Below are 16,838 nucleotides of genomic sequence, written 5' to 3' on the forward strand. Positions count from 1 at the left end.
TGCTACCGAGTCACTCGGCCAATCGAAACGCCTAAAGAGCAGACGGCGGAACGTGCAAGTGAGCCGAGGTAGCCTAGCCTGGCCAAGGCGGTTGCCTCGAAAGCAACTGTCCTCACGGACTCAGGAGTTCAAATCTCCTCCTCGGCGTTTTGCTGGCGCAAACCGACGAGCGAAGCGAGTCGGCAGCGCCAGCAAACAACTTCCTGGAGATTTGAATGAGACCAGTCGCGCACAGCGGAGCGAGCACGTCTGGGCGTAGTTCAAATCTCCTCCTCGGTGTGCAGCACAATCGACGAGCGTAGCGAGTCGCCAGCGCCGGCACTGACGAGCCACACGGACGCTCACTCCTCGCTGTCGTACTGGCTGTCCGCGAAGGGTCGCCACTGGTTCTCTCCGTCCTGTAGATTGACCGAGATGGCCTCGTAGCGGGACTGGCTCTTCCACTTTTCGAGGAACTTCTCCGGAGTGTCGACACCCGATTCGACCGTCTCGACCGTCTCGTCTTCCAGCGGGAAGGCCGCCAGCGCGTCGATACCGCGCTGCTCGAGGTACACCTCCTTCTTGCGGCCGGCCTTCTCCACGCGGACGTACTCGCCCTCGGTGAGCGGGTCGATGATGTGGGACTCCAGCAGCCGGTAGAGCCCCTCGTCGGATTTGGCTTCGGTGCTGGCGATAAAGGGGAGTTCCTCCCGCTGGGCGAAGGTGATGAGCTCCTTCTTCGTGGCCCCGTCCTCGCCGTAGAGGTACGCCAGCATCCGGAGCTGTTCCTCGGTCGGGCCCTGGAGTTCGAACACCGGGAGTTCAGTTATCTCACCCGAGTCCGGGAACACCGGCTCCTCGGGGGTCCAGACCTCCTCGGCGTCCAGGTCGGCCGTGCTAGACCGGACGTAGAACGGGGTCGCGTCGGCGGTCTGGGCGGCCATCATCCCCGCGATGGAGGCTATCTGACTCCCGGTGGAGACGTTGATGTAGACGTCGTCGTCCTCGTGGTCTTTGACGGCCTGGCTGAACGCCTGGACGGCGCTGTCGAGGTCGTAGAGGTCCGCCTCCCGAATCTCCAGTTCGATGCGTTCGGCCGCTTCGAGGTCGTCGAGCATCTCGCGCTCGAACTCGGGGATACCGTCGGGCAACACACCCTCGCCGAACAGCATGACGACCTTGTCCGCTTTCAGGTCGTATATCGGCTCGACCACACGGGCCACTTCCCACCCTTGCGCGACGATGTGGACCCGGTCCGTTACCTCCATTGAGAAGTCGTAGCACGTCGGCTGATTTGTAAGTATCGTGTCCTACTCTTTCTCCGAGTTCCCGGCCCGCTGGTAGGAGGACGTCGTCTCCCTGGTTGGCAGTCTCGGGAAGTTCGGTGGGCCATAGACCGCGTCTTGCTCGACTGTTTCCAGCGTCTCCGCATCGAGTGGGAAGGCCGCCAGCGCGTCGACGCCCCGCTGTTCGATGCAGACCTCTTTCTTGCGACCGACTTTCTCGACGCTGACGTAGTCGCCCTCGGTGAGCGGGTCGATGATATGCGACTCCAGCAGCCGATAGCGACCTTCGTCGGACTTGGCCTCGGTATTGGCGATGAAGGGCAGTTCCTGGTCTTCGGCGAACTGGATGAGCTCCTTCTTGGTCGCGCTGTCTCGCCCGTGGAGGTGGGCGAGCACGCGGAGCTGTTCTGTCGAGGGGCCCTCCAGTTCGAACACCGGTAGCTCGGTCGTTTTGCCGGCTTCCGGTATGACGGGTTCATCGGGGATCGACGCGTCGTCCTCGAATCCCGGCTGCACGTAGAACGGCGTGGCGTCGGCGGTCTGGGCAGCTATCATCCCCGCGATGGCCGCGAGCGAACTCCCGGTGGAGACGTTGATGTAGACGTCGTCGCCCTCGTGGTCCTTGACGGCCTGACTGAACACCTGGACGGCGCTGTCGAAGTCGTAGAGGTTCGCCCGACGCATCTCGAACTCCAGTCGGTCCATCGACTCGAGGTCCGCAATCATCTCCTCTTCGAACTCCGCGAGCCAGGCGTCGTTCAGGGGGCCGATGAGCACTACTTTGTCGGCTTTGAGTTCGAACAGCGGGTCGACGATGCGCGCCACTTCCCAGCCGTGGGCGACGACGTGGACCCGGTCGGTGACCTCCATTACTCGCTTTCAGTGGGTCGGTGGATTTGTAACTGTCGTATATTTCCCCTTGTCAGCGGCCGAACCCGCCGCTCGTGACAGACGAACCGAAACTCCGGCGCTGGTGGCCGATAGGTTTCGAGGTTCCGTTAGCAATCCTCGAATCGGTACTGCCAGAGACAGTAAAATCACTAATGATACTAACTCCTCTACCCCTAGAACTAAGACACTAACACGTCAGCGTTAGCGTATGCGACGCAGAAAACTGTTGACCGCGACCGCAATCGGCATCGCAGGCATCGCTGGCTGTTCGAGTGATTCCGGTGGTGACGGGACCGCGACCGGTAACGGAACCGAGGCGGCGAGCGCGACGCCCGCCGAAACCGCTACGGGGAGTATGGGCGACAGCGGGGCCATGGACCTCTCGACGCCTGAAGCCACAGTCCGGACGTTCTACGACACGCTGTATGGCAACGACGACATCGAGGGTGCAAACGAGCTCTACCACCCCGAGAGCGAAGCGCCGGCGATCAAGGAAGAGGACTTCTCGGATTTCAACGGCGTCTCCGCGATAACCGCGGATGTCCAGTCGACGGAGGTCGTCTCCGAGTCCGAGACGGAGACGGAGGTCCACGCCACAGTCGACTACAACTCGCCGGCGGGGCCGGCCACCCTGACTGACTGGTTCACGCTCGCGCCGTCCGACGGCGAGTGGCTCATCCTGACCTGGTTTCCGGAGACCGTCCGGAACCAGGGCACGCCGACGCCGACTCCGAGCAACTGATACGGACTGTCGTCGCTATTTCCTGTTGTCGGCCGACCGGGGGGTCGGTGGCACCCGGAACGAACCAGCACCACTCCGTGCGAACACCCGAGCGGTCCCCGTTCTGCGATATCCTCCGCATCATTGTCAGCCACCCCCAGCCGAACCGCTCGGTGGCCATCGAGGCTGGGACACGTTGGCCGTGCAGCCCGAAATCTGCAAAAATCGCGATTACAGCGCCGTCTCGTGGATGTGGTCGGCGGCTTTCAGCGAGAGGGCCATAATCGTCAGCGTGGGATTCGACGCACCGCCGGTGACGAAGACGCCGCCACTGGAGATGTAGAGGTTCTCCAGGTCGTGTGTCTGCAGATTGGGGTCGACGACGCTCTCCTGTGGGTCGGTCCCCATTCGCGTCCCGCCCATCGGGTGGTAGCCACCTTTCCCCAGCGGGGTTAGTTCGTCGTGTTCGGTGGTCATCGTCCCGTCGGCGTAGACGACGTTGCCGCCCAGCTCCTCGATGAGCGAGCGCGCGGCTTCGAGTCCCGTCTCCTGGCCTTTCCGGGCGTAGTCGCCGGGTTCCACCTGGACGTCCGGAACCGGGTTCCCGTGGTTGTCCGTCGTGGACCGGTCGAGGGTGATGCGGTTGTCCTCGCGGGGAAGCATCTCGGTGCTCATGTTCACGCCGATGGTACTCCCGTACTGGTTACCGACCGTCTCGAGGAGTTCGTCGCCGATGGCGTCCTGTCTCATCGCGATCGTCGCCGGCGAGGCACTGATGGTGTTCAGCGGGAACATGTTGACACAGCCGTTCTCCGGCGGGTTGTCGTCGTAGAACTGGTGGATGGCCGTCGTGACCTGCGGGCCGAACGCACCCGGAATGGTCTCCTCGCCGGGGAGGAAGCCGATGACGCCGGCGGGCGGGTGGCCCATGAAGTACTTGCCAACGGTTCCACTGGAGTTGGCCAGCCCGTCGGGATACTGCGACGAGTCCGAGAGCAAGAGGAGCCGGGGCGTCTCGTAGGCCCCGGCCGCGGCGACGAACACGTCCGCTGTCTGGCGATGGGTCTCCCCGTCCGGGGTCTTGTAGACGGCCTCGGTTATCTCTTCACCGTCGGGCCCGTGTTCGAGGCGCTGGACCGGCACCCGGTCTATCACTGTGGCACCTTCTGTTTCGGCCTTGTCGACGTGGATGTCGGCGCTGTACTTCCCGCCGGACGGACAGACGAACTGGCAGGTGCCGTACCCCTGACACGCGTTGCGGTCGTACTCGCCCCTGTTTATCGCCGTCGGCATCTCCTGGACTGTGATGTCCAGTGCCTCCCCGGCCTCCTCGAACAGCTCTCTGGGGCGGCTCTTCTGGAACGGGTCCATCGGGAACGGTTCCTCCCTGGGCGGCTGGTAGGGAGCGTCCTCGTCGCCAGTGACGCCGATCTCCTGTTCCGCTCGCGCGTAGTAGGGCCGCAGGTCGTCGTAGCTGATGGGCCAGTCCCGTCCGATACCGTAGCGGCTCTGCATCTCGAAGTCCTTCTCGAACAGCCGCGGGACGAGCGCCCCCCAGTGGAGGCTGGTGCCACCGACACCCTTCACCCGGCGCTGGTTCACCGGCCAGGAGTGGGCCCCCGAGGCGGAGTACGCGTCCCGCTCCCCACCCATGTCCCAGATCTCGTTGTCGCCCGGCTCAGGCCGGAGCTGCGTCTTCATCCGGTCGACTCGTTCCTCCTTGTCGAACCGCGGGCCGGCTTCGAGTATCACCACGTCGTGGCCGCGTTTCGCCAGCGAGTGCGAGAGTATGGCCCCCGCCGGCCCCGCGCCGACCACGCAGACATCGGCGCCGTCGACTGGTGTCCTGTCCGTGTTGTCTGACTGCGTATCGCTCATTGTAGCTCCTCGTGGATGTGGTCGGCGGCTTTCAGCGAGAGCGCCATGATGGTCAGCGTCGGATTCGACGCACCGCCGGTGACGAAGACGCCGCCACCGGAGATGTAGAGGTTGTCCAGATCATGGGTCTTCAGTGTCGGGTCGACGACGCTCTCTTCCGGGTCAGTCCCCATCCGGGTGCCGCCCATCGGATGGTAGCCGGCCTTGGCATCTTCGATATACTCAGCGTCGGGCGTGTGCGAGCCCTGCGAGAGGACGACGTTGCCGCCGAGTTCCTCGACCATGTCTGTCATTGCCTGGACGGCCTTCTCTGTCGCGTCCCGGACGTACTGGCCCGCGGTCATGTTGACCTCGGGCACCGGGTTCCCCCTGTCGTCCGTCTTGGACTCGTCGAGTGTGATGCGGTTGTCCTCGCGGGGGAGCATCTCCGCCGAGATGCTCGTCCCGATGGTGCCACCATACTGGATTTCGAGGTCCGCGAGCAAATCGTCGCCGAGTTTGTCGCTCCGCATCGCGACCTCGGGTAACGATGGTTCAGCGCCGTTGAGCAGCATCATGTTGATACCACCGACCGGGTCCTCGCCGTCGTCGTAGAACTGGAAGATACCCGACGAGACGACTGGTCCGTACGCTCCGGGGTTCGTATCGCGGTCGGACAGGAACCCGATGACGAACCCGCCCCCGTGGTCCATGAAGTACTTGCCCACTGTGCCACTGGAGTTTGCCAGCCCGTCCGGATACTGGTCGGATTCCGAGAGGAGGAGCAGACGGGGCGTCTCGTAGGTGCCGGCCGCCGCGACGAACGTATCGGCTTCCTGTCTGTAGGTCTCGCCGTCTGGGGTCTCGTAGACGGCCGCCGTAATCTCCTCGCCGGCGGGGCCGTGTTCGAGACGCTGGACCGGCACTTCCGTCAGCACTGTCGCACCTTCTTCCTCGGCTTTCCGGACGTGGATATCGGCGCTGTACTTCCCGCCGGAGGGACAGACGTGTTCACACGTGCCGTAGCCCTGACACTGGTCGCGGTCGTACGCGCCGGTGTTGATGGCCATCGGCATCGGCTGGACATCGATGTCCAGCGCCTCGCCAGCTTCTTTGCATAGTTTGTCGGCGGTGCTCTCCGGGAGCGGGTCCATCGGATACCCCTCCTCGCGCGGGGCCTGGTGCGGTGCCTCGTCGGGCCCCGCCACGCCGATTTCCTGTTCCGCTCGCGCGTAGTAGGGCCGCAGGTCCTCGTAGCTGATAGGCCAGTCTTTCCCGACGCCGTGGCGGCTCTGCATCTCGAAGTCCCGTTCCCGGAACCGGGGGACGACAGAGCCCCAGTGGAGGCTCGTGCCACCGACGCCCTTGACGCGGCGCTTGTTGAGCGGCATATCGCGGTCACTGGAATCGGTGTAGGCGTCCCGTTCGCCACCCATATCCCAGATCTCGTTGACGCCACGTTCCGGGTGGATCTGGCGTTTCATCCGCTCGACTCGTTTCTCCATGTCGAAGCGGGGGCCGGCTTCGAGTATCACCACGTCGTGACCGCGTTTCGCCAGCGAGTGCGAGAGCAACGCCCCCGCCGGCCCGGCTCCGACGACGCAGACGTCGGTGCCGTCCACTGGTGTCTTGTCCGCGCCGCCATCGGACTGTGCGTCACTCATCGTCACGTATCTCCCTTGTACCCGTAGCCACCGGGGAACCCTCTGGGGTTGGGGTTACCCACCAGTTCGCCGCCGGTCGGCGAGGCGTAGAACGCAAAGAGCAGCTCGTCGATGAGGTGGTAGTTCACCCGCTCGACGTCCGTGCCGTCCTGGACGGAGTCGCCCGAGCGGAGCTCAGTGTCCTCGATGAGACCCACGCGCTGGTCGGTGCTCAGTTCAGCGAAGCTGCTCCCGTGGGTGTCCTGAGCGAGGCTATCGAGCGTCTCGCTGCCGGTCTGTACCTCGCTTCTGTAGGACTCCTCGTCGACCATCCGACTGTACAGGTAGGTCCCGAGGAACTCCTCGGTCACCTCGGTCTCGGAGGGGTACAGCACCTCTCCGAGGGCCATCATCGCGTCCGATTCGATTGCCAGTTCGCCGCCGCTGGATGTCCCCGTTCCCGTCGATGTCCCCGCGTCCGTCCCGTCGCCGCCGAGTGACTCACAGCCCGCCATCGCCGCGATGCCGGCCGTGCTGAGCGCGCCGAGGGCGTCACGCCGTGTCAACTTCATGTGTACGTCTGTCACGCGAACGCCACCACTATAAATATTTTCACTACTAACTAGGGTCTGTTAGTAACGCAGCTATATTGTAGCGAACGGCGGACCGATGGTTCTCTGGGGTGTCGAACGACCGGCGGAGAATCCGCTCAGACGGTCAGGCGGCAGCTATCTCCGGGATTTCGCGGACACGTACCGGCAAATCACCGGTACATCAGTACAACGGAGTCTCAGACGCCGGCGACGAGGAAGATGAGGACGCTGACGGCCATCACCGCGAGGATGAACGCCGCCGCGAGCGCGCCACCCATCGACACCATCGCGTTGGCCGTCGAGGCCAGTGTCTCGGTGCGGTCGTTGCCAAACACCGTGACTTCGGCCCGTTCGCTCGCCATCCCGGCCTCGACCGGTTCGAGGTCGTCGATGGCCTCGCCGACCAGCGCCGTTATCTGTTCGACCACCTCGTCTTCGGGGATGACCTGGCCGACCTGGTTCTCGGCCTCCATCGTGTTGACGATGTGAGTGTCGCTGGTCATTACCTCCACCGCGTCGACGCCCTCGACGGCGTCGAGGATCCGCTCGCGCAGGCCGGGCTCCATGTTGTTCCCGTCGACGAGGACGTAGGCCGTACGGGTCTCGCCGACCTCGAAGACGGCGACCCGGATGCCCAGCGGGCCGATACCCTCTTCGGGGACCCAGTCCGTCTCCGCCCAGGCGACGCCACAGCTGAGCTGCCCCCGCTCGGCGTCGGCCAGCATCTCGCCGAGCTGGCTGGCCCCGTGTATCATGTCGAAGGAACGCTGGCTCCCGGGGACGACGTGGCCCAGGTCCTCGCCCTCCAGCCCGTCGTTGCAGTTGTGGGCGTCGACGAGCAACACGTCGTCGAGTCCGCCGCTGCGGGCCTCCGCCATCGCCGAGAGGCCGACCGCGTAGTCCACGTCGTCGGCACAGCCCGGCGAGTAGGTGGTCACGACCATGGCGTCCTCGCCGAAGGCCTGCCCGAGCAGGCTCGCCTCACCCTCCTCGTGACGGTGGCCCGCCGTCGCCTCGGCGCTGTAGTCGATGTCCTCGAAGGCGCTCTCGGCGGCGTCGAGAATCGTGTCGACCTCGCTCTCGGTGACGAGGTTGAAGTCGTGGCCGGCGGTGGCATGGGGCGGGAAGGCGACCCCGTCGGCGACCTCGGCGACCCGTTTCGGGAGGTTGCCGCCGCCTATCTCACCCATCGGCCCGGGGTGTATCATCGGCAGGACGAAGCGGGCCTTCTCCTCGCCGTCGGGCCGCCGGACCGCGAGGACGGTGACAGGGACGATGGCCTCCTCGCCGATGTCCTCGAAGAACGTCTCCAGTTCGTCCGACCCCTCCGCGAGGTAGCCGACGAAGCCCCGCAGGAAATCCAGCGCCGAGACGCCAAGCGAGGAGCGCCACGGCCGGTCGATGGCGACCAGGAACACCCACACGGCCCCCGCGTACAACAGGCAGATGACCGCAAGCAGGACGAAATCAGCCGGGATAAACCCCTGCAACGCCGGCGGCGCCTGCTCCGTGCGGGCCAGCAAGTCCTGGAGCTGAGGGTCGTCGAGGATGTAGGTGGTCGCCCCGCCGTACACCGCGAGCATCGCCGCTGCGGCGGCGGTCTGGACGCTGGCCGGCACGACCGCTTGCAGGAAGCTGTACCGGGAGACGGCAAGCAGGATGAGCAGCCGGAACGCGAAGATAGAGGCTAACGCGACCAGCAGGACGTCGAAGACGAAGTTCGCGCCGAGCCGGGCGCTGAGGACCGCGATGACGCCCGCCACCGTCAGGAAGGCGATGGTGATACACTCACAGACGAGCGCGAGCAGCGAGGCCCGGTTCGGGGTGAGCTGGCCGCCCATCCGGCGGTCGACCCACGGCGTCACCGCGCCGGCGATGGCCGTCGGCAGCCCGATGAAGAAGATTCCCTGCCAGGCGTCGTCGAGCACGAACCGCGAGTCGAAGGCCGCGACGCCGGTCAGCGCCGCGATGAACAGGGCAAAGGCGAGGCTAGCGTACCAGTTCGGGGCCCGGAAGATAAAGCGGGAGAGGCTCGCAAGGTTCCCCTGTGTGGCAGTCATTTATTTATCACATCCAGCCGGGCTATATAAATCCAGCCGCTCCAATCGACGTCCTCGAAACCGACCGACAGCGGGCTGCCTTACTGCCGTGGCGCCGACTGCTGGTCACAGACGGCGAGGAAGTTCTCGAAGACGGCTTCGCCCTCTTCGGTGTGGGCGACCTCCGGGTGCCACTGGACGCCGAACAGGTTGCGCTCGGTGTCGCTCATCGCCTCGACGCCACAGACGTCGGAGGTCGCGGTGCGGGCAAAGCCTTCGGGCACCTCCTTCACTTCGTCGGCGTGGCTCGCCCAGACGCGGGTCTCCGGGGCGAGCGAACCGATGAGCGGGTCCTCGTCGTCCAGAATCTCGACGGTCACGTCGGCGTAGCCGCCGTACTCGCCGCCGCCGACACGGCCGCCCAGCTGGTCGGCGATGAGCTGCATCCCCAGACAGATACCCAGTACTGGAACGTCCAGGTCGAGGTAGTCGGGGCAGTTGCCGATGTCGTCCATGTCCGGACCCCCCGAGAGGACGATGCCGTCGGCGTCGATCTCCTCGGGCGGCGTGTCGTTGTCAAGCAGTTCCACGTCCACGCCCATGTCCCGGAGTGCTCGCTGCTCCAGATGGGTGAACTGGCCGTGGTTGTCGATGACGACGATGTGGGTCATTGGTAGCCGACAGGCTAGCTGGGCCTATATATCTCCTGATACACCGATGGGGCATGGTGTCACCCTCTTCGCATCCGGTTAATACGCGGTAACTGGAAAGTTCAGGCTCTGGTGGGCGTGGCTCATATCCGCATTTTCGAGTCGCAATTAATACACGTCGCACTGACATCTACGTGTATGTCAGAAGATACCATACAGCAAACCAGACGCGGTGTCCTACACAGAGCAGGCGCTGTGCTGGCCGGTGGCCTCGCGGTCAGCTCGACTGCTGGCTCGGCCGCAGCGGCCGACGATGGCTTCGAGGTGACCACCCTGGACCCCGGCTGGGCGTCCGAGAGCGCAGCGTATCTGCTCGGTGAGATAACCACGCTCGACGACGGTCACGTGAGCCGCTGGTACTTCGAGTACGGCGTCGCGGGCGAGGGGCTCCCCAACGAGACGCTCGACCGCAACTGTACCGACCGATTCGGCCGGTGCCAGGAGGAGGGCGAGACCCTCGACAAGTACCTCTACAGCCTCCAGGCGGGGACCTCCTACGAGGTACAGATCGTCGCTGAGACGGGCGATGGCCGCCTCGCAAAAGGCGGCGTCGTCGAGTTTACGACCGACGGCGGGGGCGGAGGCGGGGGCGGGGGGAACGACGACTCGACGGACGATTCGTCGGACGACTCGACCGACGACTCCACCGACCCGAGCTGCAAAAACAACGCCGACAAGAAAAAGAAGTGCTGATGTCAGGGTTCACTCGGCCACGCTCGGTCGGCTGAGTATCGGGACGAACCAGGTGGCGTGGGAATCGGGTCGACTCTCGACCGGCCGTGCTGCTAGCTGGGGCCGCTGACGCGCGGTGTCGGCCCGGTCCACGATTCTCGGACGTGACCGCTGCTACTCGTCGTCGCTGTCGTACCGGTCGGCAGCGGATTCGAACCCCATCTCGGAGTGTTCCTGGCTCTTTCGCCCCTCCTGCTCGGCGATGGCCTCCGGGTCGGGGGCGGCGTCGTCGTCGATGCGCGCCCAGGAGTTGTGAACCTTCGCGTGACACCACCGACAGAGGAAGACGGTTATCTCGTGGCTCAGCTCGTCCTCACTGGCCGACTCGCCGTAGGAGAGGTGGTGTTCCTCCAGCAGCGGCCGCGAGTCGTCGAACGCGTTGCGGCGCTCTTCGAGCCCACAGCGGATACACTCGCGGTCCCGATTGCGACAGCGGAAGTGCGGGCAGTCGCTCCAGTCCCACTCGACCTCGTCCGCTCGCGGGTCGCACTGCTCCCCGCTCTCCTGTTCCGAGACGCGTGGCGTCTCGCGAGGCTCGTCATCTGGTCCCACTGCGGCCGGACAGCGAAAGTTCTCGGCGCTGCGGGCGTTCGCAAACTCCGGGTCGTGGTGGCCGTGTTCGCGCGCCCACCGGCACTTCCCTTCGTCGGTGACGAAGTCACATCGGTCGACGTAGTCGTAGGGGTCGGAGACGCCGACGCTCGTCCCGCCCGGTGCCTTCTCCATGCCTGTCGCCTCTGACCGCCAGCTACCTGTATCTGGCTCTCCACCGTTTTCATCGTGGGTTCGTGCTGCTCACCCTCGCCGGCAGCGTCATTTTCCGAGTCGTTGACCACGCAACTGCCACCACCTGTGTCAGCGACATTACTTCCACTCTTCCGGGTCCCCTTCCTCGAACTCGCCTTTCGCCTCCCGGTCGCGCGGCCAGAGCACGATTACGATGGCAGTTATATAGTAGAGCGCGATGAGAGCGACGACGACAACGCCGGGGACGGCGGCGATGGCGGCGGTCGTCAGTGGCTCCTCGTTCGGTGCGAACGCCGTGATTCGGAACAGCCACGCGACGAGCAACACGGCCAGCAACGGGAGGTAAATTCGCCGAAGACGGTTCGCCAGCGCTTCCGATATCGATACCTTCAGCGTCGGTGTCCGGTAATCCCGACTGAGTTTGCCCCGCCAGTCCTCGTGTTTGAGCCCCTCTGACGGTTCGAGTGCGTCCGCCAGCAAGTTCTGCTGGAAGAGGCGCACCCGTGACCGATAGATATCGTAGTCGCGATACCGCCGTGCTTCGATCGACAGGAACAGCGAGACAGCCAGCATCCCGACGATGATGATGTAATGTGGGTTATCGCCACTGGAGAAGGCCCAGGTGAGAATCGCAGCCACGACCGTTACCCCCCAGGTCGTCGTCTGGTCGAGGCGCGATCGCCACGTCGTCTCCCGGTCCAGTTCCCCGCGATAGGCATCGCCCAGTATCGACACCATCTCCGTGCTCTGTCCGGTTATCTCGCTGCCGAGCCTGGGTTCCGATGCCTGGTCTGACTCGTCTGGCGGTTCATCGACCATACAGAGCGGTACGATACCAGCAGTGAAACTAGTTCAACTGCCTGACCTTTCGTGGAGCGACCCAGAGCCGCCCATCGCTGCCCAGGCCGAATTCTCTCTACAAGTTTTCCCGTCTGTCGTCGTGGTCACTCGTCGCGACACTACCGAACTCGCTACCGTTCGAGACACACCGGACGCGCCGACGGAACGCTTACGTGGCGACGTACCCACGCGAGCGTATGCGCGTCGTCCACGACCCTGACGGGGAAAGTCACGTCCTCGCCACCAACGTCCACACGGCCGACTCGATGCTCGAAAAGTCGAAGGGCCTGATGTTCCGCCGGTCGATTCCGGACGACTACGCGCTGATATTTCGATTCGAACCCTCCTGGCCCTTCGGCGCGGTGCGCCGCCGGGTCATCCACATGCTGTTCGTTCGCTTCCCGACAGACGTGGTCTGGCTGGCCGACGACGAGGTCCGCAAAGCCAGGACGATGTATCCGTGGCGTTCCATCGACTACGCGAAGGCCGACACCGTCATCGAACTGCCGGCGGGGAGCGCCGACGACGTCGATGTGGGCGATACGGTGGTCGTGGAGTCCTGACACCGGACCGCATCCGCCAGACTAAAGACCATGAACGTCCCAGTACCCTATACTATGTCGGAACACCCGACGGAGGATAGAGGAAGTCGCCGCGAGGCGACTGGGTGTGAAATTCGCCCCGAGTGATGGAAGTGAATCTTCTGTGAGCCACTACACACTGTTCGGGGACCACCCAGCGACGCGTCCCCTCGACGAGGTAGACGGCGTACAGTTCCTGGACACCACGCTGCGCGACGGCGAGCAAGCGCCCGGGGTCTCCCTGACCCCCGACGACAAGGCAGCCATCGCCCGCTCGCTCGATTCGGCAGACATCGACGTCATCGAGGCCGGCAGCGCCTGTACTGGTCCCGGCGAGCGCGAGACTATCTCGCGGGTCGCACAACTGGACCTGGATGCCACGGTGACGAGCTTCTGTCGGGGCATCCAGAACGACATCGACCTCGCCCTGGAGTGTGGCGTCGACGGCATCGACCTCGTCGTCCCGGCGAGTGACCGCCACGTCGAGGACAAGGTCGGCACCTCCCGCGAGGACAACGTCCAGTCGACGGTCGAACTCGTCGAGTACGCCAAGGACCACGGGCTGTGGGTCGAGGTCATCGGCGAGGACGGCTCCCGGGCAGACCTCGACTATCTCGAAGAGCTGCTCGCGGCGGCGCTCGACGCCGGCGCGGACCGTATCTGCTGGGCCGACACCGTCGGCCACGCGACGCCGGACCGCGCCCTCGAATGCGTCTCCCGGCTCTCAGAGCTGGGCCCGGTGAGCACCCACACCCACGACGACCTTGGGCTGGCTGTGATGAACGCCCTCGTGTCGGTCGCTGCGGGTGCGGACCTGGTTCACGGGACGATAAACGGCATCGGCGAACGGGCCGGCAACGTCGCCCTCGAAGAGGTCGCCATCGCCTTAGACCACGGCTACGGCGTCGAGTCGATGGACCTCACGGAGGTGTACGACCTCGCGAAGCTCATCGCCAACCGCACCGGTATCCAGCTGGCGCCCAACAAGGCCGTCGTCGGTCAGAACGCCTTCACTCACGAGTCGGGCATCCACACCGACGGCACCCTGAAAGACGACGCGATGTACGAGCCCTACCCGCCCGAGAAGGTCGGCCGCGAGCGCCGCCTCGCCCTGGGTAAACACGCCGGTCGCGCCGGCGTCGAGGCCGCACTCGACGAACACGACGTCGAGGCGACCGACGACCAGCTCGACGAGATCGTCGGTCGCGTGAAGGAACTGGGTGACCGCGGCAAGCGGGTCACCGACGCCGACCTGCTGACGATCGCCGACGAGGTCACGGGCCAGTCCCAGGACCGCCGCGTCGAACTGCTCGGGCTGACTGCGGTCTCGGGCTCCGATACGCCGACCGCGAGCGTGCGCCTCTCCGTCGACGGCGAGGAGCGCAAGGCCGCAGCCGTCGGCTCCGGCCCCGTCGACGCCGCGATGAACGCGACCGAAGACGCCCTCTCTCACACCGCCAACGCCACCCTCGAAGACTACCACGTCGACGCCATCACCGGCGGGACGGACGCCATCGTCACCGTCGAGATAGAGATGTCACGCGGGGACGACAGCGTCGCCGTCTCGGCCAGCGATTCCGACATTACACGGGCCTCCGTGCGGGCGATGGTCGACGCGATGGACCGCCTCGTCTCTGACGACAGCGAGACGCTGGTCGCCGACGACTAGCGGACGAATTCAGCAGAAGCTGGGACCGTTTTCCGCGTTACACTCGCGCTTCGGCAGTCGAGGGCTCCTCGTGGAACTGCTCGACAGTCACTCGGCGCTGTGCCGACACTTCCACCTGACAGCCGGCCATGAAGAACTGGACCGTCCCGCAGGCGTCCTGCCCGGCGGCGGTAAACAGCGCGTCTAACGCGTCCGGGTCGATGCAGTCGTAGAGGCGTTCGTTCAGATCGAGCGGGTCGACACCCTTCTGCTCCGCGACGGCGACGACGACGGCGTGGCTCAGCGGCTCCGTTTCTGGGACGATCCGGTCATTGAGATTGCCTGTCATTATTTGAACTCGCTGTCTCTCCCTACCGATGGGACCATGAAGCCGGTTCTGGCTACCCTGATAGCCACGCCCGCGGGGCGACACTACGAGTATAGTTCTGTGACTCGCTGTCACGCTACGTCTTCGAAGACCAGCTCGAGCAGCTTCCGCTGACTGACTCTGAGATGGCGGTTTACCGTCGGCTGTGCGACCCCGAGCATCTCGGCGACTCCCTCACCGGTCGTCTCCCGGGGCCACTCGAAGAAGCCACTACCGTAGGCTGTCTGGAGCGCTTCGAGCTGGCGGTCAGTCAGGACGGCCTCGAGCGAGCGACGTATCCCATCGCGAGACCGGGTCTCTGCCGGCTGCTGGCGCCGCGCCGTCAGCGTGATGTCCGCGTGGCCGTTCGCCAGCCGGTCGAGGAACGCGCGCACGTCGGCGTCGGCGGCGAGCGTGACCGTCAGCGACATCTCCTCATCCGTGACACACGCCGTGTCGAGGTGCCCGCCGTGGCGGACCACCCGACCGACGACGGTCGGCTCGCGGGCGACCAGCTCGTAGCGGTCCCCGTCGGCGACGGCCGCCAGCGAGTCGACGCCACAGACAGCTCTGGCGGCCCCGCCGACGGCGTCGCCGTCGAAGCCCGGAACCGTAAGGAACAGTCGCGTCCGCTCCCCATCGACCGGAATCGCCTCCGTACAGCACACCGTCGCCCCGAGTGTGCCAGCCAGTCGCTCCAGTGTGGCGTCCGGCTCGGTGACGCGCAAGTCCAGTTCGACGACGGTGTCGGCGGCCAGATGGGCCTGGCGCTCCCGGTCGCGGACGGCCGTCGCGACACTGTCGCCGAGTTCGGTGAACACCGACCTGAGCGAGTCGTCCCACTCGACGGGCTGGTCGGCGTAGGCCGTCAGCACGCCGTAGCTGACACTGTCGGTCCGGAGCGGGACGCTGACGGCCGCCTGGAAGTCCCGAGCGATGGCCGCCCTGCACCAGTGGTGCCCCCCGATATCCTCGGCCACGGCGTCGACGGTCGTCGGCTGGTTCGAGGCGACTGTCTGGACGGCCGGCGGGGCCTGTGGGTCGTCGGTCGAGAGCGAGACGGTCTCCAGGTAGTCCGACCCGGCGCCCGACCAGGCCCGGGGCTCGACCCCGCCGTCCCTGACCCGTCCGACCCACGCGAACGACAGCCAGTCCGACGCCGTCAGTGCCGTACAGATTCCCGACTCGATATCGCCGACGGTGTCGGCGTCCACGAGTACCCGGTGGACTCGGCGCACCAGCGACAGTTCCCGTTCCAGCTCGGTGACGCGTTCGGCCTGCTCGCGGTGGGTCGCGTCGCGCTCCCGGAGCGTCGCTTCCCGGTCGACCCGTCCGAGCGCGGCGACTGCTCTCTCGGCGAGCCGGTCGACCCTACCGCGCGTGCGTTCGTCGCCTGGTCCAGGGCGCCGCTCGCAGTCTTGACGGTCGCGCTGGTCCGTACCGCAGACGGTGTGGAGCACGCCGTAGTCCCCCAGCGGCTGGTAGCGGTCGCCGCTCTCGACCGTCGTGGCCGTCCCCTCGAGAAACACCTCGCGGACGATACCGTCGTCGGCGCCACCGACCGGCGCTCGCGCGTCGGCGCCCGGCCGTCCGTCGACGCCCGCCGGCCACAGCACGTTCCGGCAGGCGTCGAACAGATACAGCGTCGCGCCCGACAGCCCGAGTACGTCGGTCGCCGTCTCGACGATGCATTCGGCGACGGCTTCCCTGCTCTCGGCGCCGAGCAGGTCCGGTGTCGCCCGCTGCAGGTCGGTCACCGCTGTCCGGTTCCGCTGTAGTTCGACGCGGCGGTCGACCCCTCGGTCCCGGCCAACACAGAGGATATGTGTGCCATGGCGGTCGAACCCGAACTCGGCCCACCGCTCGGGGGCAGTCCCGATTCGGACCGATACGTACTCGCCGGACTGCTCGATAGTCTCCGCTACTGTCTCGGCGGTCAGTCCCGGGAGGACCGCTGTGAGTGGCTTGCCGACGGGTGTGTCGTCGGCGCCGACGAGCGTCGCGAACGCGTCGTTGGTCGATACGATAGTCAGCGATCCGTCCAGTACGACCGCTGGCTCGGCCAGTCGCGTTATCAGAAGGTCGAGTAACCCTAGCGGTGATGCCGACGCGTCGGTCGCGTGGTCCACCCGTGGCTCCGCACCTGAGTTTTCCATAGACGCTTCAGGAACCTGAGCGTGGAAAGCATAGTCTCAGCTTCGCTC

At 65.4% G+C, this 16,838-nt stretch carries 15 protein-coding genes and 1 tRNA gene; 5 read left to right on the plus strand and 11 right to left on the minus strand.

Going from position 1 to position 16,838, the window contains the following annotated elements; all coding sequences use genetic code 11:
- The first annotated feature begins 62 nt into the window (after positions 1 to 62).
- Positions 63 to 147 (plus strand) — tRNA-Ser (locus EGD98_RS01070).
- 194 nt (positions 148 to 341) lie between these two features.
- Here the strand turns inward: EGD98_RS01070 and EGD98_RS01075 are convergent.
- Positions 342 to 1,247: an HFX_2341 family transcriptional regulator domain-containing protein gene (locus EGD98_RS01075; RefSeq protein WP_220586499.1), complete on the minus strand. Its 906-nt coding sequence runs from the start codon at positions 1,245 to 1,247 to the stop codon at positions 342 to 344.
- 42 nt (positions 1,248 to 1,289) lie between these two features.
- Positions 1,290 to 2,135: an HFX_2341 family transcriptional regulator domain-containing protein gene (locus EGD98_RS01080; protein ID WP_220586500.1), complete on the minus strand. Its 846-nt coding sequence runs from the start codon at positions 2,133 to 2,135 to the stop codon at positions 1,290 to 1,292.
- Positions 2,136 to 2,364: 229 nt separating this feature from the next.
- On the opposite strand from EGD98_RS01080, the gene EGD98_RS01085 reads away from it, so the two are divergent.
- Positions 2,365 to 2,898 (plus strand): hypothetical protein, encoded by a 534-nt coding sequence (locus tag EGD98_RS01085; protein ID WP_220586501.1) that lies wholly within the window; start codon positions 2,365 to 2,367, stop codon positions 2,896 to 2,898.
- A gap of 210 nt (positions 2,899 to 3,108) precedes the next feature.
- On the opposite strand, the gene EGD98_RS01090 is transcribed toward EGD98_RS01085, so the two are convergent.
- The 5 genes from EGD98_RS01090 to EGD98_RS01110 form a co-directional block, all read right to left on the minus strand.
- Positions 3,109 to 4,755 carry a GMC family oxidoreductase gene (locus tag EGD98_RS01090; RefSeq protein ID WP_220586502.1) on the minus strand — a complete coding sequence of 549 codons (1,647 nt, stop codon included), beginning with the start codon at positions 4,753 to 4,755 and terminating at the stop codon, positions 3,109 to 3,111.
- Positions 4,752 to 6,398 carry a GMC family oxidoreductase gene (locus EGD98_RS01095; protein WP_220586503.1) on the minus strand — a complete coding sequence of 549 codons (1,647 nt, stop codon included), beginning with the start codon at positions 6,396 to 6,398 and terminating at the stop codon, positions 4,752 to 4,754. Before EGD98_RS01095 ends, EGD98_RS01090 begins: the two co-directional genes overlap by 4 nt.
- Before the next feature lie 2 nt (positions 6,399 to 6,400).
- Entirely contained in the window at positions 6,401 to 6,949 is a 549-nt protein-coding gene (locus EGD98_RS01100; RefSeq protein ID WP_220586504.1) for a gluconate 2-dehydrogenase subunit 3 family protein, read from the minus strand.
- A 218-nt stretch (positions 6,950 to 7,167) separates the two neighbouring features.
- On the minus strand, positions 7,168 to 9,030 hold the full coding sequence (locus EGD98_RS01105; protein ID WP_220586505.1) for a DUF2070 family protein: 1,863 nt from the start codon (positions 9,028 to 9,030) through the stop codon (positions 7,168 to 7,170).
- A gap of 80 nt (positions 9,031 to 9,110) precedes the next feature.
- Positions 9,111 to 9,680 (minus strand): GMP synthase subunit A, encoded by a 570-nt coding sequence (locus EGD98_RS01110; RefSeq protein WP_220586506.1) that lies wholly within the window; start codon positions 9,678 to 9,680, stop codon positions 9,111 to 9,113.
- Between the two features lie 177 nt (positions 9,681 to 9,857).
- On the opposite strand from EGD98_RS01110, the gene EGD98_RS01115 reads away from it, so the two are divergent.
- Positions 9,858 to 10,412 carry a hypothetical protein gene (locus tag EGD98_RS01115; protein ID WP_220586507.1) on the plus strand — a complete coding sequence of 185 codons (555 nt, stop codon included), beginning with the start codon at positions 9,858 to 9,860 and terminating at the stop codon, positions 10,410 to 10,412.
- Between the two features lie 153 nt (positions 10,413 to 10,565).
- On the opposite strand, the gene EGD98_RS01120 is transcribed toward EGD98_RS01115, so the two are convergent.
- Both EGD98_RS01120 and EGD98_RS01125 read right to left on the minus strand, forming a co-directional pair.
- Positions 10,566 to 11,177 (minus strand): DUF7097 family protein, encoded by a 612-nt coding sequence (locus tag EGD98_RS01120; RefSeq protein WP_220586508.1) that lies wholly within the window; start codon positions 11,175 to 11,177, stop codon positions 10,566 to 10,568.
- Positions 11,178 to 11,315: 138 nt separating this feature from the next.
- Positions 11,316 to 12,017, minus strand: a complete 702-nt coding sequence (locus EGD98_RS01125; RefSeq protein ID WP_220586509.1) for a DUF2270 domain-containing protein — start codon at positions 12,015 to 12,017, stop codon at positions 11,316 to 11,318.
- Positions 12,018 to 12,235: 218 nt separating this feature from the next.
- Here EGD98_RS01125 and EGD98_RS01130 point away from each other — a divergent pair, with 218 nt between their 5' ends.
- Together EGD98_RS01130 and EGD98_RS01135 are read left to right on the plus strand one after the other, a co-directional pair.
- Positions 12,236 to 12,601 (plus strand): DUF192 domain-containing protein, encoded by a 366-nt coding sequence (locus EGD98_RS01130; RefSeq protein ID WP_220586510.1) that lies wholly within the window; start codon positions 12,236 to 12,238, stop codon positions 12,599 to 12,601.
- Between the two features lie 142 nt (positions 12,602 to 12,743).
- Positions 12,744 to 14,288, plus strand: coding sequence for a (R)-citramalate synthase (locus EGD98_RS01135; protein ID WP_425433339.1), 1,545 nt, complete (start codon positions 12,744 to 12,746; stop codon positions 14,286 to 14,288).
- A 37-nt stretch (positions 14,289 to 14,325) separates the two neighbouring features.
- Here EGD98_RS01135 and EGD98_RS01140 read toward each other — a convergent pair whose 3' ends face one another.
- Positions 14,326 to 14,616 carry a HalOD1 output domain-containing protein gene (locus tag EGD98_RS01140; protein WP_220586511.1) on the minus strand — a complete coding sequence of 97 codons (291 nt, stop codon included), beginning with the start codon at positions 14,614 to 14,616 and terminating at the stop codon, positions 14,326 to 14,328.
- A gap of 110 nt (positions 14,617 to 14,726) precedes the next feature.
- Complete coding sequence (locus EGD98_RS01145; protein WP_220586512.1) at positions 14,727 to 16,790, minus strand: bacterio-opsin activator domain-containing protein; 2,064 nt, start codon at positions 16,788 to 16,790, stop codon at positions 14,727 to 14,729.
- Positions 16,791 to 16,838: the final 48 nt, after the last annotated feature.

Source organism: Haloarcula salinisoli, from assembly GCF_019599405.1.
In the GTDB taxonomy this organism is placed as follows: domain Archaea; phylum Halobacteriota; class Halobacteria; order Halobacteriales; family Haloarculaceae; genus Haloarcula; species Haloarcula salinisoli.

Bases quoted from the DNA above. Each gene is read 5' to 3' on its own strand.
- EGD98_RS01100 (WP_220586504.1), bottom strand. From the start codon at position 6,949: ATGAAGTTGACACGGCGTGACGCCCTCGGCGCGCTCAGCACGGCCGGC.
- EGD98_RS01140 (WP_220586511.1), bottom strand. From the start codon at position 14,616: ATGACAGGCAATCTCAATGACCGGATCGTCCCAGAAACGGAGCCGCTG.
- EGD98_RS01080 (WP_220586500.1), bottom strand. From the start codon at position 2,135: ATGGAGGTCACCGACCGGGTCCACGTCGTCGCCCACGGCTGGGAAGTG.
- EGD98_RS01120 (WP_220586508.1), bottom strand. From the start codon at position 11,177: ATGGAGAAGGCACCGGGCGGGACGAGCGTCGGCGTCTCCGACCCCTAC.
- EGD98_RS01130 (WP_220586510.1), top strand. From the start codon at position 12,236: ATGCGCGTCGTCCACGACCCTGACGGGGAAAGTCACGTCCTCGCCACC.
- EGD98_RS01115 (WP_220586507.1), top strand. From the start codon at position 9,858: ATGTCAGAAGATACCATACAGCAAACCAGACGCGGTGTCCTACACAGA.
- EGD98_RS01125 (WP_220586509.1), bottom strand. From the start codon at position 12,017: ATGGTCGATGAACCGCCAGACGAGTCAGACCAGGCATCGGAACCCAGG.
- EGD98_RS01145 (WP_220586512.1), bottom strand. From the start codon at position 16,790: ATGGAAAACTCAGGTGCGGAGCCACGGGTGGACCACGCGACCGACGCG.
- EGD98_RS01090 (WP_220586502.1), bottom strand. From the start codon at position 4,755: ATGAGCGATACGCAGTCAGACAACACGGACAGGACACCAGTCGACGGC.
- EGD98_RS01110 (WP_220586506.1), bottom strand. From the start codon at position 9,680: ATGACCCACATCGTCGTCATCGACAACCACGGCCAGTTCACCCATCTG.
- EGD98_RS01105 (WP_220586505.1), bottom strand. From the start codon at position 9,030: ATGACTGCCACACAGGGGAACCTTGCGAGCCTCTCCCGCTTTATCTTC.
- EGD98_RS01075 (WP_220586499.1), bottom strand. From the start codon at position 1,247: ATGGAGGTAACGGACCGGGTCCACATCGTCGCGCAAGGGTGGGAAGTG.
- EGD98_RS01095 (WP_220586503.1), bottom strand. From the start codon at position 6,398: ATGAGTGACGCACAGTCCGATGGCGGCGCGGACAAGACACCAGTGGAC.
- EGD98_RS01085 (WP_220586501.1), top strand. From the start codon at position 2,365: ATGCGACGCAGAAAACTGTTGACCGCGACCGCAATCGGCATCGCAGGC.